Source organism: Amycolatopsis pithecellobii, assembly GCF_009707865.1.
Lineage (GTDB): Bacteria > Actinomycetota > Actinomycetes > Mycobacteriales > Pseudonocardiaceae > Amycolatopsis_E > Amycolatopsis_E pithecellobii.
On the sequence record NZ_WMBA01000011.1, the window covers coordinates 102,452 to 127,516 of the forward strand.

General features: G+C 69.0%; 23 protein-coding genes. 9 read left to right on the forward strand and 14 right to left on the reverse strand.

The genetic code is table 11. The features are described from left to right. The 9 genes from GKO32_RS10375 to GKO32_RS10415 all read right to left on the reverse strand — a co-directional run bounded on the left by GKO32_RS10375 (nucleotide 1) and on the right by GKO32_RS10415 (nucleotide 10,662). The gene (locus tag GKO32_RS10375; RefSeq protein ID WP_312867768.1) at nucleotides 1–1,011 is read right to left on the reverse strand and encodes an LLM class flavin-dependent oxidoreductase; all 1,011 of its coding nucleotides are present in this window, start codon (nucleotides 1,009–1,011) and stop codon (nucleotides 1–3) included. Beyond that, on the reverse strand, nucleotides 1,008–2,702 hold the full coding sequence (locus GKO32_RS10380; protein WP_154756592.1) for an FAD-dependent monooxygenase: 1,695 nt from the start codon (nucleotides 2,700–2,702) through the stop codon (nucleotides 1,008–1,010). The genes GKO32_RS10375 and GKO32_RS10380 overlap by 4 nt, the downstream gene beginning before the upstream one ends. After that, a complete protein-coding gene (locus tag GKO32_RS10385) occupies nucleotides 2,702–4,042 on the reverse strand; it encodes an NtaA/DmoA family FMN-dependent monooxygenase (protein ID WP_154756593.1) in 1,341 nt (446 codons plus the stop codon). Before GKO32_RS10385 ends, GKO32_RS10380 begins: the two co-directional genes overlap by 1 nt. 12 nt (nucleotides 4,043–4,054) lie before the next feature. After that, on the reverse strand, nucleotides 4,055–4,870 hold the full coding sequence (locus GKO32_RS10390; protein ID WP_154756594.1) for an ABC transporter ATP-binding protein: 816 nt from the start codon (nucleotides 4,868–4,870) through the stop codon (nucleotides 4,055–4,057). Then, nucleotides 4,867–5,724, reverse strand: coding sequence for an ABC transporter ATP-binding protein (locus GKO32_RS10395; protein ID WP_154756595.1), 858 nt, complete (start codon nucleotides 5,722–5,724; stop codon nucleotides 4,867–4,869). Before GKO32_RS10395 ends, GKO32_RS10390 begins: the two co-directional genes overlap by 4 nt. Nucleotides 5,725–5,881: 157 nt before the next feature. After that, complete coding sequence (locus tag GKO32_RS10400; protein ID WP_154756596.1) at nucleotides 5,882–6,754, reverse strand: ABC transporter permease; 873 nt, start codon at nucleotides 6,752–6,754, stop codon at nucleotides 5,882–5,884. A 2-nt stretch (nucleotides 6,755–6,756) separates the two neighbouring features. Further along, nucleotides 6,757–7,773: an ABC transporter permease gene (locus GKO32_RS10405; RefSeq protein ID WP_208024356.1), complete on the reverse strand. Its 1,017-nt coding sequence runs from the start codon at nucleotides 7,771–7,773 to the stop codon at nucleotides 6,757–6,759. Then, nucleotides 7,763–9,286 (reverse strand): ABC transporter substrate-binding protein, encoded by a 1,524-nt coding sequence (locus tag GKO32_RS10410; protein ID WP_154756597.1) that lies wholly within the window; start codon nucleotides 9,284–9,286, stop codon nucleotides 7,763–7,765. The genes GKO32_RS10405 and GKO32_RS10410 overlap by 11 nt, the downstream gene beginning before the upstream one ends. Nucleotides 9,287–9,312: 26 nt before the next feature. Then, nucleotides 9,313–10,662, reverse strand: coding sequence for an NtaA/DmoA family FMN-dependent monooxygenase (locus tag GKO32_RS10415; protein ID WP_154756598.1), 1,350 nt, complete (start codon nucleotides 10,660–10,662; stop codon nucleotides 9,313–9,315). A 316-nt stretch (nucleotides 10,663–10,978) separates the two neighbouring features. Here GKO32_RS10415 and GKO32_RS10420 point away from each other — a divergent pair, with 316 nt between their 5' ends. Then, nucleotides 10,979–11,848 carry a LysR substrate-binding domain-containing protein gene (locus GKO32_RS10420; RefSeq protein ID WP_154756599.1) on the forward strand — a complete coding sequence of 290 codons (870 nt, stop codon included), beginning with the start codon at nucleotides 10,979–10,981 and terminating at the stop codon, nucleotides 11,846–11,848. 10 nt (nucleotides 11,849–11,858) lie between these two features. Here the strand turns inward: GKO32_RS10420 and GKO32_RS10425 are convergent, their stop codons facing one another. Next, entirely contained in the window at nucleotides 11,859–12,224 is a 366-nt protein-coding gene (locus GKO32_RS10425) for a YciI family protein (RefSeq protein ID WP_166459481.1), read from the reverse strand. 157 nt (nucleotides 12,225–12,381) lie between these two features. Here GKO32_RS10425 and GKO32_RS10430 point away from each other — a divergent pair, with 157 nt between their 5' ends. Beyond that, nucleotides 12,382–13,332 carry a fumarylacetoacetate hydrolase family protein gene (locus GKO32_RS10430; protein WP_154756601.1) on the forward strand — a complete coding sequence of 317 codons (951 nt, stop codon included), beginning with the start codon at nucleotides 12,382–12,384 and terminating at the stop codon, nucleotides 13,330–13,332. After that, nucleotides 13,329–14,237, forward strand: coding sequence for a dioxygenase family protein (locus GKO32_RS10435; RefSeq protein WP_154756602.1), 909 nt, complete (start codon nucleotides 13,329–13,331; stop codon nucleotides 14,235–14,237). Before GKO32_RS10430 ends, GKO32_RS10435 begins: the two co-directional genes overlap by 4 nt. Before the next feature lie 75 nt (nucleotides 14,238–14,312). On the opposite strand, the gene GKO32_RS10440 is transcribed toward GKO32_RS10435, so the two are convergent. Both GKO32_RS10440 and GKO32_RS10445 read right to left on the reverse strand, forming a co-directional pair. Beyond that, a complete protein-coding gene (locus GKO32_RS10440) occupies nucleotides 14,313–14,831 on the reverse strand; it encodes a VOC family protein (protein WP_154756603.1) in 519 nt (172 codons plus the stop codon). After that, the gene (locus GKO32_RS10445; RefSeq protein WP_312867776.1) at nucleotides 14,828–15,808 is read right to left on the reverse strand and encodes an NAD(P)-dependent oxidoreductase; all 981 of its coding nucleotides are present in this window, start codon (nucleotides 15,806–15,808) and stop codon (nucleotides 14,828–14,830) included. Before GKO32_RS10445 ends, GKO32_RS10440 begins: the two co-directional genes overlap by 4 nt. Before the next feature lie 176 nt (nucleotides 15,809–15,984). Between GKO32_RS10445 and GKO32_RS10450 the strand changes: the two genes are divergently transcribed. The 6 genes from GKO32_RS10450 (at nucleotide 15,985) to GKO32_RS10475 (ending at nucleotide 23,127) form a co-directional block, all read left to right on the forward strand. After that, nucleotides 15,985–16,923, forward strand: coding sequence for an ABC transporter permease (locus GKO32_RS10450; protein WP_154756605.1), 939 nt, complete (start codon nucleotides 15,985–15,987; stop codon nucleotides 16,921–16,923). Between the two features lie 5 nt (nucleotides 16,924–16,928). Then, nucleotides 16,929–17,918, forward strand: coding sequence for an ABC transporter permease (locus tag GKO32_RS10455; RefSeq protein WP_154756630.1), 990 nt, complete (start codon nucleotides 16,929–16,931; stop codon nucleotides 17,916–17,918). Nucleotides 17,919–17,932: 14 nt separating this feature from the next. Continuing rightward, a complete protein-coding gene (locus GKO32_RS10460) occupies nucleotides 17,933–19,621 on the forward strand; it encodes an ABC transporter substrate-binding protein (RefSeq protein ID WP_312867769.1) in 1,689 nt (562 codons plus the stop codon). Between the two features lie 4 nt (nucleotides 19,622–19,625). After that, on the forward strand, nucleotides 19,626–21,248 hold the full coding sequence (locus tag GKO32_RS10465) for a dipeptide ABC transporter ATP-binding protein (protein WP_312867770.1): 1,623 nt from the start codon (nucleotides 19,626–19,628) through the stop codon (nucleotides 21,246–21,248). Between the two features lie 92 nt (nucleotides 21,249–21,340). Beyond that, a complete protein-coding gene (locus GKO32_RS10470) occupies nucleotides 21,341–21,901 on the forward strand; it encodes an OsmC family protein (RefSeq protein WP_154756606.1) in 561 nt (186 codons plus the stop codon). Nucleotides 21,902–21,906: 5 nt separating this feature from the next. After that, complete coding sequence (locus tag GKO32_RS10475) at nucleotides 21,907–23,127, forward strand: NAD(P)-binding domain-containing protein (RefSeq protein ID WP_208024357.1); 1,221 nt, start codon at nucleotides 21,907–21,909, stop codon at nucleotides 23,125–23,127. Nucleotides 23,128–23,170: 43 nt separating this feature from the next. On the opposite strand, the gene GKO32_RS10480 is transcribed toward GKO32_RS10475, so the two are convergent. Together GKO32_RS10480 and GKO32_RS10485 are read right to left on the reverse strand one after the other, a co-directional pair. After that, nucleotides 23,171–23,983 carry an MBL fold metallo-hydrolase gene (locus GKO32_RS10480; RefSeq protein WP_154756607.1) on the reverse strand — a complete coding sequence of 271 codons (813 nt, stop codon included), beginning with the start codon at nucleotides 23,981–23,983 and terminating at the stop codon, nucleotides 23,171–23,173. 148 nt (nucleotides 23,984–24,131) lie between these two features. Next, nucleotides 24,132–25,028 carry a PDR/VanB family oxidoreductase gene (locus GKO32_RS10485; protein ID WP_312867771.1) on the reverse strand — a complete coding sequence of 299 codons (897 nt, stop codon included), beginning with the start codon at nucleotides 25,026–25,028 and terminating at the stop codon, nucleotides 24,132–24,134. Nucleotides 25,029–25,065 lie beyond the last annotated feature (37 nt).

The window sequence follows — 25,065 nt, forward strand, 5'->3', positions numbered from 1 at the left end:
TCATGCTCCTTGCAGCTCGGCGGCCCGCCAGCCCAGCGCCGGGGCGATCTCGGTCGCGATGAGCTCGAGCGCCCGGATGGCCGCGTCCTGCTCGGGAACGGCGGGATTGAACTGGGTGATCAGATCGGTCGCGACGGGCAGCACCCGCTCCCGCCGCAGTTCTTCGATGATCTCGTCGGGATGTCCGTAGAAGGAATGGAAGCGCCGTAACGCTTCATCGATGTCCACATTGGACGGAAAGGCACCACGCTCGCCGAAGCGGAGCGCCGCACGGTGCACGTCGTCGGCGATCTGGGCCAGCGCGGTACGGCGGTCGGCGGCGGGGAAAATGAAGCGGGACAAGCCAATTCTGGGTGCGTGCGGCCGGTTCCACGCCGAGGAGTACGCGTCGGCCCATGGCCGCTGCACCTCGTCGGTGGGTTCCTCGTAGCCATAGGCGGCGCGGTTCAGCAACAGGTTCGACCCGGCTTCGGCGGCGTGTCCGGCGCCCGGTTTGCTGAACACGCCCTGCCAGATCCGGCCGGTGAAATCCGCCGCCGGTGGCTGGATGGTGAAGCCCGCCGTACCGACTTCCTCGTTCGCCAGCGCCTTGCGCAGCACGTCGAGACCGGTGGTGGTGAGCTCCCGTTTGCGGGCGACATCCCGGCCGAACGCGGCGTATTCGACCTCGCTGCCGCCGCTGCCGACCCCGATTTCGACCCGCCCTCCGCTGAGCGTGTCCACCACGGAAACGTCCTCCGCCAGCCGGATCGGGTCCTCCAGCGGCAGCACGGTGATGGCCGTGGCGAGCCGGATCCGTCGGGTGCGCGCGGCGGCATGCGCCAGGAACGTCCAGGGCGAGGGCAGTCCACCACCGCCGAGGGCGACGTGATGCTGGGCGACCCAGCCGACGTCGAACCCGAGCTCGTCGGCGACGACGAACAACTCCTGCGCGTTGCGGTAGATCTGCCTCAGGTCCTTGCCGCGGCCCTGGACGTGGGTCAGGAAACCGAGCCGGAAACGTGGCGTCACAGTGTCACCTCGTCGCGTCGCCGGAGCGGTCCGATCGGCCCGGCCACCGCGGCGACACCCAGCACGTGGTCGAACACCGCCGCCGCACCGCCCGCGGGAAGATCCGTGCCACGCCAGGCGACGTGCTGGTCGGGCCGCACGAGCACCTGGCCGGCACCGTAGAGCTCCCGCGCCGCCGGATCGGTCAGGTGGATGACGGTGAACGGCAGCCCTCGCGTGGCGGCTTCGGCGGCGAAGGCCTGCTCCACCGCACGGCCGGGCGAGAGCACGAGCAATGCGAAGTCGTTGCCGATCCGGTCGTACAGCGTGGTGCCGTGCGGATCCACCACGCCGTTCGGCGCGCGGTGTCCCGGCCGTGGGTCGTCCTCGTAGACGTCGGCCTGCCACGGGGTTTCCCGGTCGAGCTGGCCGTCTTCGTACCAGATGACCGGCGAATCGTCGTACCGCTCGTCGAAGGTGACGCCGTCCGCGCCCAGCTTGTTCTTTCCGAGCAAGGCGCCGATGGCGAGGCGGGTGCGCTCCGCGTCGGGGCTGCTATCCGCGTCGTCGGGCACCCCGATGCGGCGGATGTCGGCGATCGTCGCCTGCATGCGCCGCGACCGGCTCAGCGCGAAATCCGCGATCCGCCAGTTGTGCCTGCGGCGCTCGCGGTCATACGAGTCGAGCACCTCCTCCGGCGCCCAGCCCTGCACCACGGCGGCGAGTTTCCAGCCCAGGTTGACCACGTCGCCGAAGCCCTCCCCCAGGTTGCCGCCGGGTGTCCGCACATGCGCGGCGTCCCCGGCCAGCAGCACCCGGCCCGATCGGAAGGTCCCGGCGATCCGCGTGGCGTGGTAGAAGGTCGTCGCCGACGCCAGTTCGAGGTCCACATCGAACCCGAACGCGGCCTTCGCGGTGTCCAGAAGCTCCACTTCGGACGGTTCGTGGTCGAGCGGGAACGGTCCCGCATAAACCCGCCATTCGCGGCTGCTGATCGCCGCCAGGAACCCATCCGCACGCTGGTTGACCACGATGTTCGTGCCGCTGGGCGCGACGCCGGCGCGGGCCGAGATATCGCCGGTGCGCACGACGAGCCGCACCCGTTTCTCGGTGGCGTGCTCCCCTTGGCGCTCGATGCCGGCCAGTTTCCGCACGGTGCTGCGTCCGCCGTCCGCGCCGAGCACATACCGGGCCCGGACGGCGCGGTCGCCGACGACGGCTTCGATTCCCCCGGCGTCCTGTCGCAGCCCGGTCAGCGGCCACCCGCCCGCGACCGTCACCCCGCGCAGCGCCAGGTGACGCAGGAAAACCTGCTGGAGCGCGCTTTGCGGACGGCGAAGGGCTTCCTCCGCCACGGGGCGGGTACCGGTGAACGACGGCCGCCGGTTCGGCACCAGCTCGTGGCCCACCAGGGAGGTGACCAGCCGGATGCCCTGGTTCCACTCGGGAGGAAAGGTCCACTCGGCCCGGATTCCTTGCAGCACACCCCATCGGCGGAAATGTTCCACCACCCGCGGCGTGTGCCCCATCGCGCCGGCGCGGACCAGCGTGGCGCGCCGCGCCTGATCGACGACCGCCACATGCACACCGCGGGCTTCGAGTTCGATCGCCGCCGACAGCCCGACCGGGCCCGCCCCGACGATCAGCACGTCCACCTCGTCCGGCGGAACCGCCTCCGGGAACGGAACTTCGTGCACCGCGCGCCCGGACATCAGGCGTCCACCAGATTGCGTTCGGCGGTGTGGCGGTTGACGGGGATCGGCAGTCCCAGGTTCTCCCGCAGGGTCGTGCCCTCGTACTCGGTGCGGAACAGGCCGCGCTTCTGCAGCAGCGGCACCACCGCGTCCACAAACCACGTCAGGTCCTCGTTGTTACGGAAGGCGAGATTGATGCCGTCGAAGGTGCCGGCCGTGAACCAGCGCTCGATCGTGTCGGCGACCGTGGCGGGTGCCCCGACGAACGGCGACTGCTTGTGCTCGTTGAAGGTCTCGACCACTTGGCGCAACGTCAGCCCGCCGGCGCGGGCACGTTCGATGATCTTCGTGGCGCCGGTCCGCCCGCCGCGCTCCGCCAGGTGCGCCACGTCCGGGAACGGGGCGTCCAGGTCGTACTGGCTGAAATCGTGCGCACCGAAGGCCCGGCCGAGCAAGGCGACATTGCGGTCGAAATCGTTGTCCTCGTGGAAGATTTCGCGGGCGCGGCGCTGGGCGTCGAGATCGTTGCCCCGGACGACGGGACCACCGTGGATGAAGATCTTGATGTGCTCGGGGTCCCGGCCCGCGGCGGCGGTGCGCTGCTTGATGTCGGCGTAGTAGGCGCGGGCATCGTCGAACGAAGCCCCCGGGGCGTAGATGCCTTCCGCCACCTGGGCGGCGAGGTTCCGGCCCTCCTCCGAGACGCCCGCCTGGAAGATCACGGGTTGTCCTTGCGGGGACCGGGAAAGGTTGAGCGGGCCGTCGACGCGGAAGTGCTCACCGGCGTGGTTGAGCGCGTGCAGCTTCTCCGGGTCGAGGAAGACCCCGCGTTCGACGTCGGCGGGGAAGGCATCGTCCTCATAGGAATCCCACAGGCCGCGGATGACCTGCACCGCCTCGAGCGCGCGGCCGTAGCGTGTCGCGTAGTCGAGGTGGTCCTCCAGGCCGTAGTTGCGGCTGGTGCCGGTGTCGAAGCTGGTCACCACGTTCCAGCCGGCCCGCCCGCCGCTGATGTGGTCCAGCGAGCCGAACCGCCGCGCCAGGTTGAACGGCGAGTTGTAGGTCGAACTCGCGGTGCCGACGAGCCCGATGTGCCGGGTGTGGGTGGCCACGGCCGAGAGCAGGGTCAGCGGTTCGAGTCGGTTGAGGTAGTGCGCCGGATAGGTGGCGTTGATGAACTGACTGTCCACAATGAACAGGGCGTCGAACAGCGCGTGCTCTGCCGCCTGCGCCTGCTGGATGTAGTAGTTGATGTCGATGCTGGCGTTCTTGGCGATGCTGGGGTCCTTCCACAGGCCGTGCTGGCCGGGACCGCCGACACCGTAGGGATGCAGGGCGAGGTGGATCTTGCGGGTCATCTGGAAATCCTTTCAGGCGTCGAGAAGCGCGCGCAGGGCTTCCCGTTCGGCGCGTCCGGCCGAGGCGGTGCGCAGGGTCGGGGCGGAGCTGACGAGCAACCGCGTGTAGGGATGCCGGGGCTCGGCCACGACATCGCGGGCCGGGCCGGTCTCGACGAGTTTTCCTTGGTACAGCACGGCGATGCGGTCCGCGATCCCGGCCACCGAACCCAGATCGTGGGAGATGAACACCATCGCCACGCCGGTGCCGCGCAGTTCCTTGAGAATCTCCAGGATCTGCACCCGGTTCGCGGAGTCCAGCGCGCTGACCGGCTCGTCGAGGATCACCAGCTTCGGCTCGGTGACCAGCGCCCTGGCCACCGCCACCCGCTGCCGCTGCCCGCCGGAAAGCTCGCCGGGCAACCGGTCCAGCAGCTCCTCGCCGAGCCGGACCCGGGACAGGTACGTGCGGGCCCGCCGCGTCGCCTCCGCCTGGGAAACCCCGCTCACCAGCAGCGGTTCGATCAGTGAGTCCGCAATGGACAGATCGGGATCGAGGCTGCGCAAGGGATCCTGGAACACGTACTGCAGCACGCCCCGGCGCCGCAGTGCCATCCACTGGCGGCCGGAGTAGCCGGTGACGTCCTCGCCGTCGATGACGATGCGGCCCGCCGAGGCGCGCACCAGGCCGAGCACGGCACGGGCCAGCGTGGACTTGCCGGAACCCGTCTCACCGATGAGCCCGACCACTTCCCCGCGCTCGACCGTCAGTGACGCACCGGCCAGCGCCCGCCGGCGCCGGCGGCGCTGTCCATAGTGGACATCCAGCTCGCTGACCTCGAGGATCATGGCCGGGCCTCCGTCCGGTCGAGGAACTTCTCCAGGCCGTACTGCTCGTGCTCGCTGATCAGCAAGCGGGTGTAGGCATGCCGCGGGTGGTACAGAACCTCTGTCGTGGCACCATGTTCGACCACCTCGCCGTCCCGCATGACCAGCACCTCGTCGCACAGCTGCGCGACCACGGCCAGGTCATGCGACACGACGACCAGCGCGAGCCCGGTGCGCTCCCGCAGATCCGCGAGGAGGTCGAGAATCTCCGCCTGCACCGTCACGTCGAGCGCGGTCGTGGCCTCGTCGGCGATGAGCACCCGCGGGCCGGCCGCGATGGCGGTCGCGATCAGGATCCGTTGCAGCATCCCGCCGGACAGCTCGAACGCGTACTGCGTGTACACCAGCTCCGGGTCACGCAGCTGGACCGCGTCGAGCAGCTCGAGCGCACCGCGGCGGGCCGCACGGCGTCCGAGCTTTTTCTTCACCCGCAACACTTCGGCGAGCTGTGCGCCGACCGGGATCGACGGGTTCAGATAGGACGCCGGGTCCTGGAACACCGCGCTGATCGTCGAGCCGCGCAGCGCCGTCCACTGCGCCTGGCTCAGCGCCGACACGTCCTGGCCCGCCAGCTGCACGGAACCGCCGGAGATCTCGAAATGCTCCGGCAGGATGCCCAGAACCGCCCGGCAGGTCAGGGTTTTCCCGCTGCCCGACTCGCCGACGATGCCCACCACCTTGCCTGGCGTGAGCTCGAAACTCACTCCGTGCACGATTTCCCGGCCGTCCACCCGGCTCGAGACCCGGACGTCGCGGACGGCGAGCACCGGATCAGCCACAGTGGACACTGCAGCGCTGTCAACGAGACTGGTCATGACACCCCCTCTGTCGACTCCGAGGTTGAAGTCAAGCCCTGGGCTTCGCAGCCGCACCTCAGGGGAACGTGACGCAAACCAGCCACAAGCACGTGACCAGGCAGAACCATCCGTCCGCCACGCAACCGACCCAGTGAATTTCGGGGAGGCGGAACTGTCATGACGCTCCTCCGGCGGCGATCTGGTTGGCCCGGACCTTCCGGTTGTTCAGCAGCGCCCGCCCGGCCTCACCCGATACGTCACGGATGGCGTCGGCGAGGACGTTGCACGCCCACACCGTGATCATGATCAGCAGCGCGGGCACGAACGGCGCCCACGGCTGGTAGCCGAGGAAGCCGAGATCCGAGGCGAGCAGGCCGCCCCAGGTCGGTGCCGGTGGCTGCACGCCGATCCCGAGGAAGGACAAGCTGGACACGACGATGAAACCGACGCCGACGGTCTGGGCGAACGCGACCGCGATGGGCGGGAGCACCTTGACCCACACGTGCCGCCGGACGATCCAGCCGAGCGAGGCGCCGGAAATGAGCGCCGCTTCGACGTATTGCGAACGCGCGACCGAGAGCGTGGCCGCCCGCGCCACCCGGTAGAACAGCGGCGAGACGAGCACGCCGGTCACCAGCATGGCCTGGGTGATCCCGTTGCCCAGCAACGCCGTCACCGCCACCGCGAACAGCAGGAACGGCAGCGCCACCAGGGTGTCGGCGAGCCGGAGGGTGAGCCATTCGAACACCCGGCCCAGATACACCGACAGGATGCCGGGAATCGCGCCGACCACGAGCGCCGTCAGCGCGACCTCCAGCGAACCGAGCACGCTGATCCGCGAACCGGACAGCAGGCGGCTGAACACGTCGCGGCCGAGATTGTCGGTGCCGAGCCAATGGTCGCCGGACGGCGGCGCGAGAGTGCCGGCGCTGGTGGCCAGCGGATCGTGCGGCGCGAGCAGCGGCCCGAAGATCGCAAGCAACGCGATCACCACGAGTACCGCGAAGGCGAAGCGGCCCGAGGCGAGGGAGAAAATCCGGCGCAGCATCGTCACACTCCCCGTTGCGAGGCCGGGGCGATGCGGCCGAGGACGATGTTGACGATCAGGTTGAACGTCACCACCATCGCGACCGACACCACGAGCACCCCCTGGACCGCGGGCACGTCACCGGCCTGTGCGGAATCGTTGGCGAACCGGCCGAAACCCTGGAGTCCGAAGATCCACTCCGCGACGACGGACGCGCCGATCAGCTGCGGGAACTTGATCCCGAGCGTGGCCAGCGCGGGCCCGATGCCGTTGCGCAGCACGTGCCGGAAGAAGATCCGGCGCGGGCTCAGGCCGCGCACCATCGCGCCGAGCACGTAGTTCTCGCGGTAGGCCGACACCAGTCCGGTGCGCAGCTGCCGGGCGACGTCGGCCACGATGTCGAAACTCAGCGCGAGCGCGGGCAGGATCACGTGGGCGAGCCACGGACCGGCGCCGGCGGCCAGCGGCGAGTAGCCTGCCGACGGCAGCCAGCCCAGCGCCACCGCGAAGATCTCGACGAGCACGATGCCGACCACGAACCCGGGCATCACCGAGACCACCGTGACGAAACCGGTGATCGCCCGGTCGATCCATGTCGTGCGGCGCAGCGCGGCGACGGTGCCGAGCACCGAACCCAGCACCACGCCCAGCACCAGCGCCAGGATCGCCACCGACAGGCTGACCCCGAGGCCGAGCCCGATCAGCGTCGAGATGTCGGCGCCGTTGACCCAGCTCGTGCCCAGTTCCCCGTGCAGCAGGCCGGTGAACCAGCTCCAGTACTGAGCCAGGAACGGCCGGTCGAGACCCCACTGGCTTTCGATCTGGTGGATCGCCTCCGGGGTCGCGTCCTCACCGAGTTGCAGCCGCGCCGGGCTGAGCCCGCTCATCGACCGCAACGCGAAAGTCAGCAGCGTGCCCACGAAGAACACCGGGATGAAGATCGCGACCGACCTGGCGAGCGTCACGAGGATGCGGCCACCGGCGCGGCGCACACCCGTCAGGAAGACCGGGCCGGTGGGAACGAACGTGTCAGCGACCACCGATCGTCACACCCGTCCAGTCGAGATGCGCGGGATTCTTCGGCAGGTCCGAAATGGACTTGTTCTTGGCGAACAGGTTCGGCGACGAGTAGGTGAACACGAGCGCCTTGCTGGTCAGTCCCACGCGCGTCGCGGCTTGCAACACCGACGCGTAGTCCGGCGAGTCGATCGGGGTCTGCCGCACCTTGGCCGCCGCCTCCTCGAAACCGGCCGGCTCGTACGGAGTCGACAGGTTCAGCGGGCCGTTCGGTCCGAAGTGGGCGGTCAGCGTCTGCAGCGCGGAGTCACGGCCGGTGGTGCCGTACAAGGAAAAGACCAGATCCTTGGCGAAGAACGGCGTCGCCCAGTTCTTGTTCACCTTGATGTTGACGGTGATCCCGACGGCAGCCAGCTGCGACTGCACGATCTCGGCGGCCGGATCGGCGCTGGGGATCACCAGATCGAGCTTGAGGTCGCCAGGGTGGTAACCGGCCTCGGACAGCAGCTGCTTCGACTTCTCCGGATCGTAGGGATACCGGTTCTTCGACTGCGGATCGTAGGCGACATAACCCTCCGGGAACGGCTGGTCCGTCGCCGAGCCGTAGCCGAAGGTCAGCTTGTCGACGAATTCCTGGCGGTTCACCGCATACCGTACGGCGTCGACGACCTTGTCGTTGTCGAACGGCGCCTTGTTCACGTTGAGGCTGATGTTGGACGCGTTGAAACCGGGCTGCACGAACAAGTCGAGCCCGGCTTGTTTCGCCGCGCCGGCCTGACTCGGGGTCAGATCGGCGAAGTTGTAGACCCCGGTCTGCAGACCGGAAACGACGGTCGAGGCGTCCGGCGCGGAGGTCAGCTCCACGCTTTCGATGTGAATGTTCTTGGCGTCCCAGTAATCCGGGTTCTTCTTGAACACCGCCTTGGTGCCCGGGATCACCTGGGTGGCGATGAACGGGCCGGCACCGACGGGATTCTGGTCCAGCTTCGCCGGATCCGCCGCGGCCTTGGGGCTCGCGATCTGCAGCACCCGCTCCCCCAGCAGCTGCGGAATCTGGTGATCCACCTGGGTCAGCGACACCACCACGTCGAGCCCGTTGGCGGTGACCGCCTTGATGGACGTGAGGTCACCGAACAGTGCGGAGTTCTTCTGGTTCTTCGCCCGCTCGATCGCGGCCTTCACCGCGGCACCGTCGACGGGCGTGCCGTCGCTGAACTTCAGGCCGGGCCGCAGATGGAAGGTGACCTCGTCGCCGGTGTCGTTGTAGTCCCAGCTTTGCGCGAGATCGGGCACCGCACGGCCCTGGTCGTCGGTACGGGTCAGGGAAGCGTAGGAGAGCGCGAGTTCCCGGAACTGGGCGCCGCTGCCGGAAACCACAGGGTCCCAGTGGGCCGGGAAGTACGAGCTGGCCCATTTCAGGGTCCCGGTGCCGCCACCGGTGGCGGCACCGCCGCTGCCGCACGCGGCAAGGGTGGCGGCGACGGTGATTCCGATGGCGGCGGCGAAGAGGCGGCGGGCCGTGGTGCGTCTGGACATGTCCTGTTTTTCCTCGGGGGGATCGGTTACGGGGCGAGTGCGGGTGCGGGATGCCGCGCGTCGGTGTGGCGGTTGGCGGGCACGGGCAGGCCGAGATTCCCGCGCAGGGTGTCCGACTCGTACTCGCTGCGGACGACGCCGCGTTCGCGCAGGATCGGCAGCACCCGGTCGGTGAACAGGGCGAACTCGCTCGGCGCGTTGACGGTGACGTTGATGCCGTCGAACCCGCCCTCGGAGAACCAGTGCTGGATGGTGTCGGCCACCGTTTCCGGGGACCCGACGAACGGTGAGCGGGCCGCGTCGATGAGGTGCTGCACGACCTGGCGGAGCGTGAAACCGTTGTCCCGCGCCAATTTCTTGATGGAATTGGCTTGGGTGCGGAAGCTGCGCTCACCGGCGTCACCGATCTCGGGGAACGGCGCGTCGAGGTCGTACCGGGTGAAGTCGTGCCAGCCGAAGGGACGGCCGAGTTCCTTGAGCGCCCGGTCGAAGCTCTTCGTGCCCAGGCGGGCGTCCTCTTTGGACCGGGCTTCCTCGTCGGTGTCGGCGATGACGAGCTGGATCCCCGGCAGTGTCAGCAACCCCTCCGGATCCCGGCCCTTGGCCGCGGCCCGCTCCCGCAGTTCGGCGCGGAAAGCCTTGGCCTGCGCCAGGTTCGCGGCGTGGGTGAAGATCACCTCGCCGACGCTCGCCCCGAGATCGCGGCCTTCCTCGGAATCCCCGGCCTGGAAGATGACCGGCTGTCCCTGCGGGGAGCGTTCGAGGTTGAGCGGCCCGACGACGGAGAAGTACTCGCCCCGGTGGTTGAGCGCGTGCTGCTTCTCCGGGTCGAGGAAAACGCCGGATTCCTTGTCCCGTGGGAAGGCGTCGGCCTCGTAGGAGTCCCACAGTCCACGCACGACCTGAACGTGTTCCAGCGCACGGCCGTAGCGGGTCGGGTAGTCGAAGTGCTCGTCGCGGCTGTAGTTGCCGGCGGTGCCCGCGTCACCACTGGTGACCACGTTCCAGCCGGCGCGCCCGCCGCTGATGTGGTCGAGGGAGTAGAGGCGGCGCGCGACGTTGAACGGCTCGTTGTAGGACGTCGTCAGCGTACCGACGAGACCGATGTTGCCGGTGTGCACGGCGATCGCGGACAGCAGCGTGAGCGGTTCGAGACGGCTCAGGTAGTGGTTCGGCGAATTCCGCGTGATGAACTGACTGTCCACAATGAACACCAGGTCGAACTTCGCCGCCTCGGCCTCCTTGGCGCGGGCGATGTACCAGTTGACGTCGACGCTGGCGTTGGCCGGGATTTCGGGGTCGAGCCAGGTGTTGTGCTGGCCGGGTCCACCGACGCCGAGGAGGACGGCGCCCAGCTTGAGGGTGCGACGGGACATGAGGGACCCGTTTCCTTTCGTGGTTGACGGGCACAAGGCAGGCAGACGCACCCCGACGGGCGTCAGGAGATCACGCGGCGGCTGCCGGAACTACACGAACGCGGCCGCGTCAGCGGCGGCCGGCGGAAGCCGGACAGATCGCGGTGCCACAACGGGCATAGTCCAGCCACCGGCGGCTTGTCAGGAGCAAGCCCATGCGATCGGCAGACTGGTTCATGACCTTGAGCATGCAGGGTGAGTCACCGCGAAGTCCAACGATGTTTCACGATGCGGATTCATTACGGTTCATGATGAATGCTCTAGTAGCTTGCGCGACATGGACCAGATACTGGATATCGTCCCGCTGCGCAGCTTCGTGGCAGTGGCCGACCGCGGCGGTTTCCAGCGCGCCGCCACGTATCTTCACCTGAGCCAGGCGGCGGTGAGCCAGCACGCCCGCCGGCTCGAAGCCGCGACCGGGCGGCAGCTGGTCGAACGCGACGGCCGCCGGTCCCGGTTCACCGCCGACGGTGAGCAGCTGCTGAGCTACGCCAGGCGGATCCTCGCGCTGCACGACGAGGCGTTGCGCAGTTTCGGGGTGGACAGCGAAGAAGCGATCGTGATCGGTTCCACCGAGCACGCCGCGGCGCAGCTGCTGCCGTATCTCACTGCCACCCTCGGGAAGTCACTGCCTGATCACCGGGTGCGATACCGGCTGGATCGCGGCACCGCGCTGCGTGAGGCACTCGCCACAGGCAGGCTCGATCTCGCGCTGATCCCCGGCGCGTCCGACGATCCGCGCGCCACCCCGGTCGGGGAACTGGAACTGACCTGGTACTCCTCCCCCGGCTGGTCGAGGCCGAGCGGGCCGGTGCCGCTCGTCGCCTTCGACAGCCCGTGCGCGCTGCGGACCGCGGCACTGGAAACGCTGGCCGGGCACGGGATTCCCGCCGAGGTCGGCGCCGAGGCGAACCAGCTCGCCGGGGTGCACGCCGCCGCGGCGGCGGGTCTGGGGGTGGCGCTGCTGGCGACGTTCGGCCAGGCGCCCGAGGGCCTGGTTCCCCGCCCGGACCTGCCGCCGCCCGAGCCGCTCGCGCTGACCGTGTGGCGGCGCCAGGGCCTGGGGCCGGTGGTGTCCGGGCATGCGATCAAGGCGTTGCGGCAGCTGCTGTCGGCGAACCAGGCTCCCGGCGCCGTCGTGGCGTGAGACCTTACGATCACTCCCAGTGGAAGGTGCCGGTGCCCAGGGAGAGCCGGACGCCGATCGAGCCTTCGTTGACTCGCCAGCGACAGACCTCGAAGCTGCGCAGGCCCGCGACGACGAAAGGATCGCCGCCCGCGAGTCTGGCCGCGTGCTCGGCGTCGTCGGCCCGCAGCACCGTGATGCCGGAGCCCGGCCGCGCGCCCGGCCCGTCCAGCAACGGGCCCGACAGGACGACCAGCCCCTCCCGCTCCAGGCCCAGCAGCCACGACACGTGTTCGTCGACCAGCGGCGTAAGATCATCGGCCGTCGTGGTCTCGGCGGGAAGGCTGCGGATCAGCCAGTAGTCCTTGCCGAGCAGCTTGTCGGTGCTCCCGCTCATGGCGACTCCGAACTTCCTGAGGGCGGCTACAAACCGTAAATAACTGTATTCAGTTATAGCACCCTGCACAACGGCGACTTGACCGCTGCCCCGCGCTGGCATATTTTTGCATACATTAATTGTGGTTCAGACTTCAACGCGAGGTAGGTTCATCGAGATGTCAAGCGGCCTGGGTATCGCGACGATCGAGCTCGACGGCGCACCGGTTGCCGCCGTCGTGCTGCCGGGTGGCGTGGTGCCGTTGTCCGAACTCGTCGCGGAGGCACCGCGGGACGTCACCGTCCTCATCGAACAGTGGGCGACCTGGCGCGCGCCGGTGACCGAAGCCGCGACGGTGCACAAGGCGACGATCGACCTGGCGGAGGTCCGGTGGCTGCCGCCGCTGCAACCGCGGAAGATCCTGTGCGTCGGCTCGAACTACTACGACCATGTCGCGGAGATGGCGGGCCCGGCCGGGCTGGAGAACCGCCCGGCGCCGTTCCCGTTCAGCTTCCTCAAGCCGGGCACCGCACTCGTCGGCAGCGGCCGGACGGTAACCTATCCCTCCTACGGCAAGCAACTGGACTGGGAAGCCGAGCTCGCGGTGGTCATCGGCGACCCGGCACTGGCGACCGGCCCGGATCCGCTGGCGGCCGTGTTCGGCTACACCGTCCTCAACGACCTGTCGTTGCGTGACTTCCTTCCCTTCCCGCACACCCTCGGCCTGGATGCCGTGGTGAGCAAGGGTTTCGACGGCGCCGCGCCGATCGGCCCGTGGATCACGACGGCGGACGCGGTGGGAGATCCGCAGCACCTGCCGATCAAGCTGCACATCAACGGCGAGCTGCAACAGGACGGCTCCACCGCGGACATGATCTTCGGCGTCGCCGATCTCGTCCGCCACTACGCGCGGGTCATGACGCTGCAGCCCGGTGACGTGATCGCCACCGGCACCCCCGCCGGTGTCGGCGCCGGGCAACGGCCGCCACGGTTCCTCAACCCCGGCGACGTGGTCCGGGTGCGCATCGGCGAGCTCGGCAGCTTGGAGACGACCATCGGCGCGCCCCTCGCTCAGGAACAACTCGACCTGACCCCGCAGCCGATCCGCGCCGACGAGGTGGTGAAGTGACCGTGAATCCCCGTGCCACCAAGGAAATCACGCAAGCGGTGCACGAGAGCTTCGAGCACACGCCCTCGCCGCGCCTGCGCCGGATCATGCAGAGCCTGGTCACCCACCTGCACGCGTTCGTCACCGACGTCGAGCTGACCGAGGACGAGTGGGCGAAGGCCATCGAAATCCTGACCGCGACCGGGCACATCACCGACGACAAACGCCAGGAGTTCATTCTCTGGTCGGACACTCTCGGTGTCTCGATGCTGGTCGACGCGCTCGCGCATCCCGCGCCCGACGGCGCGACGGAATCGACCATCCTCGGCCCGTTCTACGTGCCCGGTTCCCCGTTGCGCCCGCTCGGGTCCAGCATGGCCGAGCAGGAAGCCGGCACGCCCGCCCACATCTTCGGGCAGGTGCGCGGCCTGGACGGGAAACCGATCGCCGGCGCCGAACTCGACGTGTGGCAGAACGGCGACAACCGCCTGTACGCGGTCCAGGACCCGGATGCGCCCGAATTCCACCTGCGGGGCCGTTTCCGGACCGACGACGACGGCCGGTTCTCCTTCTGGGCCGTGCGGCCGGTGCCGTATGCGATCCCCGACGACGGTCCGGTCGGGAAGATGCTGAACGCCACTGCGCGTCATCCGTGGCGGGCCGCGCATGTCCACCTGGTGGTCAAGGCGCCGGGCTACCGCTCGCTGACCACGCACATCTTCGACGCGGAGAGCGATTATCTCGACAGCGACACGGTTTTCGCGGTGAAGGAGTCACTGTGCCTGTCGTTCACCGAGCACGGCGCCGACGATCCGGGCCGCCCGGAGCACGTGACCGGGCCGTGGGTGTCACTCGACCTGCCGCTGGTGCTCGCCCCCTCGGACGGTGAAGACGGCGTCGTCACCGACCGCGGCCGCACCCACTGAAAATACTGAAAAAGCGTCCGGCTCTGGTGCTCGGTTCCCACCGATCACCGGAGCCGGTTTCCATTTGCCCGCGACCTACCTGCGGATGGGATGCGTGCCGTCCCAGCCGATGCTGGCTTCGCGGATCTGCGCCCAGAACCCGAGCAGCCCGGCGCTTGCGGCATGCACCTCGATGCTGTGCCCCACCACGGAAATCCCGTCGTGCATGGTGAATTCGATGTCGTCGACGCGCGCGTGGAGGAACTCCGGCATACCCATTTCGGTCAGCCGCGCCCGCACTCCGGCGGGGTCCGGGACGGCGTAGGCCACGTGGTTGAGGTTCGGTGTCCTCGGCGGCACCAGTCCTTCGGTAACGCGCTCCGGTGTGGTGCGCTTGATCTCCTGGAACTCCACCCCGACCTCGCCCCACTGACCGAACGCGGCGCTGTGCCAGAACTCGGCGGGCTGCCCGTTCGACGTGCTCTCGAGCTTGACGTCGTCGAGCACGAAGAACGGTCCGGCGCCCAGCCTGCGGACCGCGTCGAGAATCGCCGTGTCGAGATCCGCGACGGCGTAACCGAGGTGATGAATGGGGAGGTCCAGCGGGGAGTTCATGAATGAGGTCCAATCTTGCCGGTGAGCTGATCGCGCACGCTGGAGACGTCGAGGTGCCCACGGCCGTGGGCCATGGCGTCGTCGTAGAGCGCCTTGGCCACGTCGAACATCGGCGTGCGGGAGCCGACTTCCTGTTTGTAGGCGTCGATCTGCACGAGGATCTCGTGCAGGGTCTCGATCGGCCCGGGCGCCGGCAACCACTCGCGGGATCGGATCCGCGGGCCGAACCGCTTCCACACCATCGAGCCCGCGATCGACTCGTCCAGCGTGCGCTGCACCAGTTCCAGATCCAGGCCGGCCTTGTCCGCCAACGACATCGCTTCGGCGGCGGCGACGGTATGCACCGCCAGCAGGAGGTTGGCGATGTACTTGAAGTGTGCGCCGGAGCCGAACTCCCCCGCGCGTACCCACGGGCCGGAGATCGCGGCGAGCACATCGGCGACCGCGTCGATGCTCTCGCCCTTGCCGGAGGCGAACGTCGTGGCCAGCCGCGGCGGCACCATGCTGGGGCTGCCGCTGATCGGCGCGTCGAGAAGGTCACCGCTGGCCTGCTGGACGAGATCACGCACCTTCGCCTTCTCGGCGACGTCGATGGTGCTCATCTCGATGTGAACAGTGCCGGGGCGTAAGGACTTGAGGGTGCCCTCGGGGCCGGACACGACCGCTCGGACGGCGTCGATATCGGGCAGGATCGACAGCAGCACATCGGCACGCGCGGCCAGGTCGGCGGGCGAGTCCGCCTGCGTACCCCCCGCGGAGATCAGGTCGGGCGACGGCCGGCGCTGATAGCCGATCACCTCGAACCCCTTGTCCAGCAGATTCCGTGCGATCGGCAGACCCATCCGGCCAAGGCCGAGCACGCCGACTCGGGTCATCGTCACCTCCGAGGTAAGAGCGCGCGCATCGTCGCGACGCTCGCCAGTAACTGTATGCAGTTTTCCGGGGAGGTCAAGCAGTTGCGGTGAAATGTAGCCGATTTTCGCCCTGGTTCACTTTAGTGTATGCAGTTAATGGTGGTGGGGCCGCGGAGAGAGGGAGAAAGAGGTGACCGCGTAACCGGCGCCCACTATCTGGGAAGCCCCGCATCAGGGTGGTGAATTTCCTTCGGGTTCTTTATGGTCGCGTGGTCCAGTCCTTTGAGCCGAGGAAACCGTTGTCCGACATCCTGTCGCCGGGCGCGCCGGTCCCCACCGCCCCGGTAGCTTCGCGCGGTTTGTGGCGCGCGTTGCGGCGCGACCGGTGGGCGCAGGCCAGTGCCGTCGTGATCATGCTGGTGATCGTGACGGCGCTCGCCGCGCCACTACTGGCGCTCGCCGAGGGGCACGACCCGTACACCTACCACACCGAGCTGCTCGACCCGGCCGACGGCACGGGTGCCGGCGAGCTCGGCGGGATCAGCGGCAGTCACTGGTTCGGCGTCGAGCCGCTGACCGGGCGCGACCTGTTCGCCGTCGTCGCCTACGGCGCGCGCACCTCGTTCCTCATCGGACTCGCGGCGACGGTGCTGTCGATCGTCATCGGGGTGCTGCTCGGCGCTAGCGCGGGCTACACCGGCGGCTGGTGGGACACCGCGGTCAGCCGCGTCACCGATGTGCTGCTCGGGTTCCCGCAGCTCATCTTCATGATCGCGGTCGGCGCGGTCGCCCCGGCCGCCATCCCGCGGCCCCTGCTGCTGATCGCGGTGATCAGCCTGTTCGGCTGGCCCCGGATCGCGCGCGTGGTCCGTGCCCAGACGCTCAGCCTGCGCGGCCGCGATTTCGTGCGTGCCGCGCAAGCCCTGGGCGCCGGCGGGGTGCACGTGTTCCGGCGTGAACTGCTGCCGAACCTGTGGGCGCCGATCATCGTGCTGACCACCGTCACCATCCCGGCCAACATCGGGCTGGAGGCGGCGCTTTCGTTCCTGGGCGTGGGAATTCCGCCGCCCACCCCGAGCTGGGGCCGGTCCATCAGCGACGCGATCAATTGGGTGCAGACCGATCCGATGTTCCTCATCTTCCCCGGCGCGGCGCTGTTCTTCGCCACGCTCGCGTTCAACCTGCTCGGTGACGGGCTGCGTGACGCGCTCGACCCGAAGACGGCGGTCCGCCGGTGAACCGCATGCTGCGCTTCGCCGGCGTCCGGCTGGCGGGGATGATCGTCGTGCTGCTCGTGGTCAGCTTCGCCACCTTCGCCGTGTTCTACCTGCTGCCCACCGATCCCGCACTGATGTCGTGCGGAAAACCGTGCACCCCGGAGAATCTCGCCACCGCGCGCCAGTTCATGGGGTTCGACAAGCCGTGGGCGCAGCAGTACCTGGACTTCCTCGGCGGGATCTTCGGCGGCCGCACGTTCGGCACCGGCGCGACCGCGATCGTCTGTGCCGCACCGTGTTTCGGGTACTCGTTCCAGCAGAACGAACCGGTGCTGACCCTGATCGGCGACCGGCTACCGGTCACCGTGTCACTCGCGGTCGGCGCGTCGGTGCTGTGGCTGGTCGCCGGCGTCGCCACCGGGGTGCTCTCGGCGTTGCGGCGCGGCCGGTTCACCGATCGCGCGGCGATGACGGTGACGCTCGCCGGGGTGTCGGCGCCCGCGTATCTGGTGGGGCTGCTGGGAATCCTGCTGTTCGGCTTCACCCTCGACATGGTCCCGGTCAGCGGTTACGTGGCACTCGCGCGAAGTCCCGTCGACTGGGCGTGGCATCTGGTCCTGCCCTGGCTCGTGCTGGCGTTCCTCAACGCCGCGGTGTACGCGCGCCTTTCCCGCGGGCAGATGCTCGAAATCCTGGGTGAGGATTTCATCCGCACCGCGCGGGCGGCCGGACTGGCAGAGCGCACGGTGATCGGCAAGTACGCGCTGCGCAACGTGCTGCTGCCGGTCGTCACGGTGTTCGCCATCGACCTCGGCACGTTGCTCGGCGGCGCGGTGATCACCGAGCGGGTGTTCGCCCTACCCGGTCTCGGCGGACTGCTGGTGGACGCCGTGCACCAAGTCGACCTGCCGCTGCTGATGGGCGTCAGCCTGTTCGCCGCCTTCTTCGTCGTCCTCGCGAACTTCGTCGTCGACGTGCTCTACGGGGCGCTCGACCCGCGCGTCCGGGTCGGTTAGGAAAGGGGAAACCAGTGGACCGCAGGGACTTCCTGAAAGGGCTGGGGCTGACTGTCACCGCGTCGGGGTTGGGTGCGCTGCTCGCCGCGTGCAATGCCAACGAGCAGCAGAGCGGGCAGGCCATCGCCGTCTCGTCCGGCGGCACGCTCTACGTGCTTTACGACCTCACCTCGCAACGCCTCGACCCGGCGAAAAGCAGCAGTCTCGCGATCACCATGTCCGGGCTGATCCACCGGCGGCTGACCGCATGGCAGACGCCGGCCAACGGGCCCGCCACGGTGGTACCGGACCTCGCCACCGACATCGGCCGCGCGAGCGCCGACGGCCGGACGTGGACGTACACGCTCAAGGACGGGCTCAAGCTGTCCGACGGCACGCCGATCACCAGCGCGGAGATCAAGTACGGCATCGAGCGTTCGTTCGACGCGGCGTTCTCCGGTGGCCTGGGTTACCACAAAACCTTGCTGGACGGCGGTTCGACGTACCGCGGCCCGTTCTCCGGCGGTGAGCTGGCCTCGATCGAGACGCCCGATCCGAAGACGATCGTGTTCCACCTCGCCCGGTCCTATGGGGACTGGCCGTGGATCGTGAGCATGCCCGCGTTCGCCCCGGTGCCGAAGGGCAAAGGCACCGACGCGAACTACGACAGCGGCCCGGTCACCTCGGGTCCGTACCAGGTGGCCTCCTACACCAAGGGCGTCGAGATCCGGCTGACCCGCAACCCGAACTGGGACCCCCACACCGATCTGGCGCGCACCGGGTTGCCCGACACCATCGTCGTCCAGCTGGGCCAGGACACCGGCGTCACCGCGCAACGGCTGCTCGCCAGTGCCGGCAACGACGCGTACGCCTTCGGCGCCGCGTTCGTCAATCCCGCGCAGCTGGCCCAGATCCGCACCAACCCGGCGGCGAAGAACCAGCTCGTCACATCGAAATCCGGGGCACTGGCCTATCTCGCGCTCAACACGCGCCGCGGCCCGCTCGCGAATGTCAAGGTGCGCCAGGCTTTCCAGTACGCGGTGGACAAGACGGCCTACCAGATCGCGACCGCGGGCAACGCCGAGCTGGCCGGCCCGGTCGCGACGACGCTGATCACCGAGGGCATCACCGGGCGCGAGGTGTTCGACCTGTATCCCGCCCCGCCGGGCGGTGACGTGGCCAAGGCCAGGCAGCTGCTCGCGGAAGCCGGTTACCCCAACGGGATCGAGAACCTGGACTTCCCGGTATCCACGGCCAACAACAAGGCCGACCTCGCGCAGGCGATCCAGGCGGCGTTGCAGCGCGCGGGTATCCAGGCGAAGCTGCGCCCGCTGGACGACGACGCGTGGACGGCCATCGCCACCGGCAACGACGACAACGCCTACGATCTCACGCTCAGCACGTGGCAGCCCGATTTCCCCAGTGCCAACGCCAATATCCAGCCGCTGTTCGGCACGTCGGAGATCGGCAACGGTGGCTACAACCTTTCGCGCTATTCGGTGTCCGAAGTGGACACTCTCATCGCGCAGGCGCAGGGCACCGTGGACCCGGCCGCCGCGGGCAAGCTGTGGGCGGCCGCGGACCGGCGGATTCTGCAGGACTCGCCGATCGTGCCGTTGATCTACACTCGCAACTCGTTCCTGCACGGCGCCAAGGTGGGCGACTTCGCGATCGGCGAATTCCCCGCCTACCCGAACTTCCTGCAGGTAGGGTTGGCGAAGTAGCGCCGTGACCCCGCTGCTCGCCTTGCGCGAGGTCTCGATCCGCTTCGGTGACGCCGGGGCCGTCCATGACCTCGGTTTCGAGGTGCTCCCCGGCGAGGTGTTGGCCCTCGTCGGGGAATCCGGCTCCGGCAAGTCCGTCACCGCACTGTCGCTGCTCGGTCTGCTGCCGGACACCGCGACGGTGCGCGGGTCGGCGGTGCTGTCGGGTCGCGATCTGTACACAGTGGACAGCCGCGAGTTGCGCACGGTCCGCGGCGGCGAGATCGGCATGGTGTTCCAGGAGCCGATGAGCGCGCTCAACCCGGTGTTCCGCATCGGCACCCAGCTCACCGACGCCGTGCGGGCACACCGGAAAGTCTCGCGCGCCGAAGCGAAACGACGCGTGCGGGAACTGCTGGAGCTCGTCGAGCTGGACGCGGCACGCGTGCCGCGGTCATATCCGCACGAGCTGTCCGGTGGTCAGCTGCAGCGCGTGGTGATCGCGATGGCACTGGTGCACGAGCCGGCGCTGCTCATCGCGGACGAGCCGACCACCGCGCTCGATGTCACCGTGCAGGCCGGAATCCTGCGGCTGCTGCGCTCACTGCGTGACCGGCTGGGCACCGCGATCCTGCTCGTCACGCACGACATGGGCGTGGTGGCCGATATCGCCGACCGCGTGGTGGTCCTGCGCGACGGGCGGGTGGTCGAGCAGAACACCGTGTCCGGTCTTTTCCAGGCGCCCCAAGCGGAGTACACCCGGGAGCTGCTGGATTCGGTGCCGTCACTGGGTTCCGGGCCGCCCGTGCGGCGCGAGCCGGTGGCGGCCCCGCTGGTGCGGGTGACAGACCTGGAAGTGACCTACCGTGCGGGCCGCGGTGCCACACCGGTGCGCCCGGTCGACGGGGTGTCCCTGACCATCGGCGCCGACGAGGTACTGGGCCTGGTCGGCGAATCCGGGTCGGGTAAGAGCACGATCTCGTCCGTCCTCACCGGACTGGTGTCGCCGTCGGCGGGCTCGGTCGAGATCGGGGGCGTCGACCTGCGGCGCGCGGATTCCCGGCAGCGGCGCGAAATCCGGCGGCAGATCGGGATCGTGTTCCAGAATCCGGCATCCGCGCTCAACCCGCGCGCCACGATCGGCGCGAGCATCGCGGAACCGCTGGTGGTGCACGGGGAACGCGATGATCACCGGGCGCGGGTCGCCGAGCTGCTCACCGCGGTGCGGCTCGACCCTGGCTGGCGGGGGCGGTATCCGCACGAACTGTCCGGCGGGCAACGGCAGCGGGTGGGCATCGCACGTGCGCTCGCGCTGCGGCCCCGGTTGCTGATCGCCGACGAGCCGACCAGCGCGCTCGACGTGTCGGTCCAGGCGTCGGTGCTGCACCTGCTCGCCGGGCTCCAGCGTGAGCTGGCGTTCGCGTGCCTGTTCATCAGCCACGACCTCGCCGTCGTCGAACAGGTGGCCGACCGGGTCGCCGTGCTGCACCAGGGCCGCGTCATCGAGGCGGGCCCGGTGGCCACGGTGCTCGGTTCACCGCGCGAGGACTACACCCGCCGGCTGGTCGCCGCCGCGCCGGTCGCGGACCCCCGCCGGCAGCGCGAACGCCGGGCGGCGTGGCAGACCCTCGCGCGCACCGAGGGCTGAGAACGGCCGATTCACTATGTGAGACGAGTCGTGCTCCCGGGCACCCTGCACCACACTGACCGTCACGTACGTCACATCGAGGAGGGTTTTTCATGACCGCGACCGACCTGCCCGTGGACAACGGCGTCAACGTCGAGGCGCTGCTCGGCGCCCGCGAGGCACTAGGCGACTCCCCGGAGATCGCGAAGTTCACGTGGCGCTCGGTGAACTCGTGGGTGAAAGGCACCCACAGCCAGTCCACTGTGGAGACTTTCTACGGTCTCGGCGGCGAGCAGCAGCACAAGAAGACGTTCGCCTTCGACGCGGACCACCCGGCGGTGTTCGCCGCCGAGGACAACGGGATCACCCCGGTCGAGTTCGTGCTCGTCGCGCTCGGCAGCTGCCTCACCGCCGGCATCGCCGCCGTCGCGCAGCAGCGGCAGATCCAGCTGAACTCGGTGCGCGCCACCGTCGAGGCGGACTTCGACCTGCACGGCATCCTCGGCGCCGACCCCGAGGTGCGCAACGGGTTCAGCGACGTGCGGGTGCACTACGACATCGACGCGGACGCGAGCCCCGAGGACGTCAAGGCCATCGTCGCGCAGTCGCAGAAGCGCTCGGCCGTCTACGACATCCTCACCAACCCGACCAACGTCACCGTGGAAGTGGCCTGAGCACCGTGCCGGAGACGACGACGCTCGTCATCGGTGCCGGGCACTGCGGGCTCGCCGTCAGCCGCCACCTCGCCGGCCGTTCGATCGACCATGTGGTCCTCGAACGCGGCGAGGTGGCGAACTCGTGGCGGACACAGCGCTGGGACTCCTTCCGGCTGCTCACCCCGAACTGGATGACGCGGCTGCCGGGTTTCTCCTACGCCGGTGACGATCCGGACGGCTACCAGACCGCGCCCGAGGTGGCCCGGCTGATCGGCGACTACGCCAAGGCCAGTGGCGCGCCGGTGCGGGCGAACACCACGGTGGAATCGGTGTCGCCGGCCGGAAACGGGTTCGTGGTGCACACCGATCCGGACGTGTGGCGGGCACGCACGGTCGTGCTCGCCTCGGGTTCGCACAACCTGCCACGCCTGCCGCCGGTCGCCGACGCGGTGCCACCGCACATCTTCACACTGTCCGCATTGGACTACAGGTCGCCGGCGCAGCTACCCGAGGGCGGGGTGCTCGTCGTCGGCGCCTCCTCCAGCGGTATCCAGATCGCGCACGAGCTGCACCGCTCCGGGCGCCCGGTGACCCTCGCGGTCGGTGAGCACGTCCGGATGCCACGGCTGTACCGCGGCCGGGACATCCTGTGGTGGATGGACGCCTCCGGGGTGTTCGACGAACGCTACGACGAGGTGCCGGATCTGACGCGGGCCCGGAACCTGCCGTCGATGCAACTCGTCGGCTCCCCCGAACGCTCCACTGTGGACCTGGGCACGTTGACCCGGCTCGGGGTGCGCCTGGCCGGCAAGTTCGCCGGAATCCGCGACGGGCGCGCACAGTTCTCCGGTTCGCTGCCGAATGTGTGCGCGCTGGCCGATCTGAAACTGGGGCGGCTGCTCGGCACGTTCGACACCTGGGCCACCGAAACCGGTTTCGACGAGTGCGAGGCGCCGGAGCGGTTCGCCCCGACCGAACTGCCCGGAAAACCGCCACTGACCCTTCAGCTCGGCGAATTCAGCAGCATTGTCTGGGCCACCGGGTTCCGCCCGGACCTTTCGTGGCTTGAGGTCCCGGTGACCGACCGCAAGGGCCGCGTCGTGCACGACGGCGGGGTCACCAGCTGGCCGGGGCTGTACCTGGTGGGCGCGCCGTTCCTGCGGCGCCGGCGATCGAGCCTGATCGACGGCGCGGCGGCCGATGCCCATGAGATCACCGAACACGTGGCGGCACATCTTTCCTGATGGCGACCGGCGTCCACAGTGGACGCCGACGGCCATCAGGCTGTCATCCATTGTGGACGTCGATCCGTTCCCCGGCGCGGACGATCCGGATCGGGCCGGGGAATTCCGAGGCTGCGTCATCGCGAAGATGGTGCAGCCAATGGCGTTCCGTGCAGGCGAAGTGGGTCAGCGCCAGTTCTCCCGCCCCGGCCCTGGCGGCGATCCGGCCGGCGTCACCGCCACACAGGTGTCCGTGCTCGGTGCGGTCGGGGTGGCTCAACGTCGCCTCGGCGAGCAGCAGGTCGGCGCCCGAGGCGAGTTTGACTGCCGCGTCGGTCATGCCGGTGTCGCCGGTGTAGGCCAGCGCCACTCCCCCGGCCTCGACCCGGATCCCGCAGTTCGGCTCGACATGACGCAGCTCGTGCAGGCCGATCGTGGCGTCGCGGATCTCGAACACGTCACCCGGTGCGTACTCACGCACGTCGAAGGCACGCTCGAAAGCCTTGTCCAGCAACGGCATCGTGGTCACCGGGAAGAGGGCGGCCCAGCGGTCGAACAGCTCACGCGCGCCCGCGGGCACGAGCAACGGGATCGCCCGCACCTTGTCCGCGCGCGCCTGCGGGCCGCCGGGGAAGCTCATCGTCGCGCTCAGCAAGGACTTCCCGATCGGCAGCAGGTCGTAACAGTGGTCCGCGTGCAGATGCGAGATGACGATGGCGTCCAGCAGCGTCGCGTCCGAAACCGCGGACAGGGCGGTCGCGATACCAGGCCCGCAGTCCAGCAGTACCCGCGCCGACGGCGTCTCGACGAGATAACCCGAGCTCGCTTGGCCATCGGCCGGCATCCCTGACCGACAACCGAGAACTGTGACCTGCATACGTGCCTTCCGATCTGCCGTTGGTTCGTTGGGCGTTCCGGCGAAACCGGTCGGCCCACGTTGGCCTTCTGGCACTATGACGGGAAAAAACACCGTTCAGCGCGCCGTACGGGCAAGACCAAACGATCGATTTGCCGTGCCTATCGACTCACACGTCGAGCACCAGCCGTGCCGAACGGGCCCGGGAAACGCACACCATCATGGTCTTTCCCGCGGCTCGTTCCGCATCGGACAGCACGGAGTCGCGGTGCTCGACCTCGCCTTCGAGCACCGCCGTCTCGCAGGTGCCGCAGGTGCCTTCGCGGCAGGACGACGGCATCGGTACCCCGGCCGAGTCCAGCGCGTCCAAAATGGACTCGCCAGGGGCGACCGTGATCGTCTGCCCTGATATCGAGGCGACCACTTCGGACTCTCGCTCCCGGCCGGTCACGGTGATCTCGCGCGGGTGGAAGCGTTCCAGCCGCAGCCGCCGCGGCGGGCACACCCGTTCCGCCGCCGCCAGCAGCGGCTCAGGGCCACAGCAGTAGACCGGATGATCCGACCCGGCGACGATGTCGGCGAGCGGCAGCAGACCGCACTCGTCCTCCGGTAGCACCCGGACCCGTTCGCCGTGGCGGGCCAGCTCATCGGTGAACGCCATCCGGGCGCGATGGCGCCCACCGTAGTAGAGCGTCCACTCTGCACCGAGCCGCTCCGCCTCGGCGATCATCGGCAGCAGCGGGGTGATCCCGATGCCGCCCGCCACGAACACGTAACCGGGCGCGGGCTCCAGCGGGAAGTTGTTGCGCGGCTGGCCCACGAGCAGCGTGTCGCCCGGCATGATCACGTCGTGCAGCCGGCGTGACCCGCCGCGGCCGGTTTCCTCGCGTAGCACGGCGATCCGCCACCGGCCCCGGTCCCCGGGAGCACCGCACAGCGAGTACTGGCGGACCAGCCCCGGCCCGATTCCGACGTCGACATGGGCACCCGGGCTCCAGCTCGGCAGGTCGTCCCCGCTCAGCTCGAACGACACCACGCCCTCGGCCTCACGGCTCTTCGCGCTCACGCGTACTTCTCGCACGCACCCAGCGTGCGGACGAGCG

What these genes read in the sequence shown, in the direction of transcription:
- GKO32_RS10470 (WP_154756606.1), top strand. Translation starts at nt 21,341, where the DNA reads ATGACCGCGACCGACCTGCCCGTGGACAACGGCGTCAACGTCGAGGCG.
- GKO32_RS10440 (WP_154756603.1), bottom strand. Translation starts at nt 14,831, where the DNA reads ATGAACTCCCCGCTGGACCTCCCCATTCATCACCTCGGTTACGCCGTC.
- GKO32_RS10380 (WP_154756592.1), bottom strand. Translation starts at nt 2,702, where the DNA reads ATGTCCGGGCGCGCGGTGCACGAAGTTCCGTTCCCGGAGGCGGTTCCG.
- GKO32_RS10430 (WP_154756601.1), top strand. Translation starts at nt 12,382, where the DNA reads ATGTCAAGCGGCCTGGGTATCGCGACGATCGAGCTCGACGGCGCACCG.
- GKO32_RS10390 (WP_154756594.1), bottom strand. Translation starts at nt 4,870, where the DNA reads ATGATCCTCGAGGTCAGCGAGCTGGATGTCCACTATGGACAGCGCCGC.
- GKO32_RS10395 (WP_154756595.1), bottom strand. Translation starts at nt 5,724, where the DNA reads ATGACCAGTCTCGTTGACAGCGCTGCAGTGTCCACTGTGGCTGATCCG.
- GKO32_RS10410 (WP_154756597.1), bottom strand. Translation starts at nt 9,286, where the DNA reads ATGTCCAGACGCACCACGGCCCGCCGCCTCTTCGCCGCCGCCATCGGA.
- GKO32_RS10420 (WP_154756599.1), top strand. Translation starts at nt 10,979, where the DNA reads ATGGACCAGATACTGGATATCGTCCCGCTGCGCAGCTTCGTGGCAGTG.
- GKO32_RS10415 (WP_154756598.1), bottom strand. Translation starts at nt 10,662, where the DNA reads ATGTCCCGTCGCACCCTCAAGCTGGGCGCCGTCCTCCTCGGCGTCGGT.
- GKO32_RS10425 (WP_166459481.1), bottom strand. Translation starts at nt 12,224, where the DNA reads ATGAGCGGGAGCACCGACAAGCTGCTCGGCAAGGACTACTGGCTGATC.
- GKO32_RS10480 (WP_154756607.1), bottom strand. Translation starts at nt 23,983, where the DNA reads ATGCAGGTCACAGTTCTCGGTTGTCGGTCAGGGATGCCGGCCGATGGC.
- GKO32_RS10455 (WP_154756630.1), top strand. Translation starts at nt 16,929, where the DNA reads ATGCTGCGCTTCGCCGGCGTCCGGCTGGCGGGGATGATCGTCGTGCTG.
- GKO32_RS10400 (WP_154756596.1), bottom strand. Translation starts at nt 6,754, where the DNA reads ATGCTGCGCCGGATTTTCTCCCTCGCCTCGGGCCGCTTCGCCTTCGCG.
- GKO32_RS10385 (WP_154756593.1), bottom strand. Translation starts at nt 4,042, where the DNA reads ATGACCCGCAAGATCCACCTCGCCCTGCATCCCTACGGTGTCGGCGGT.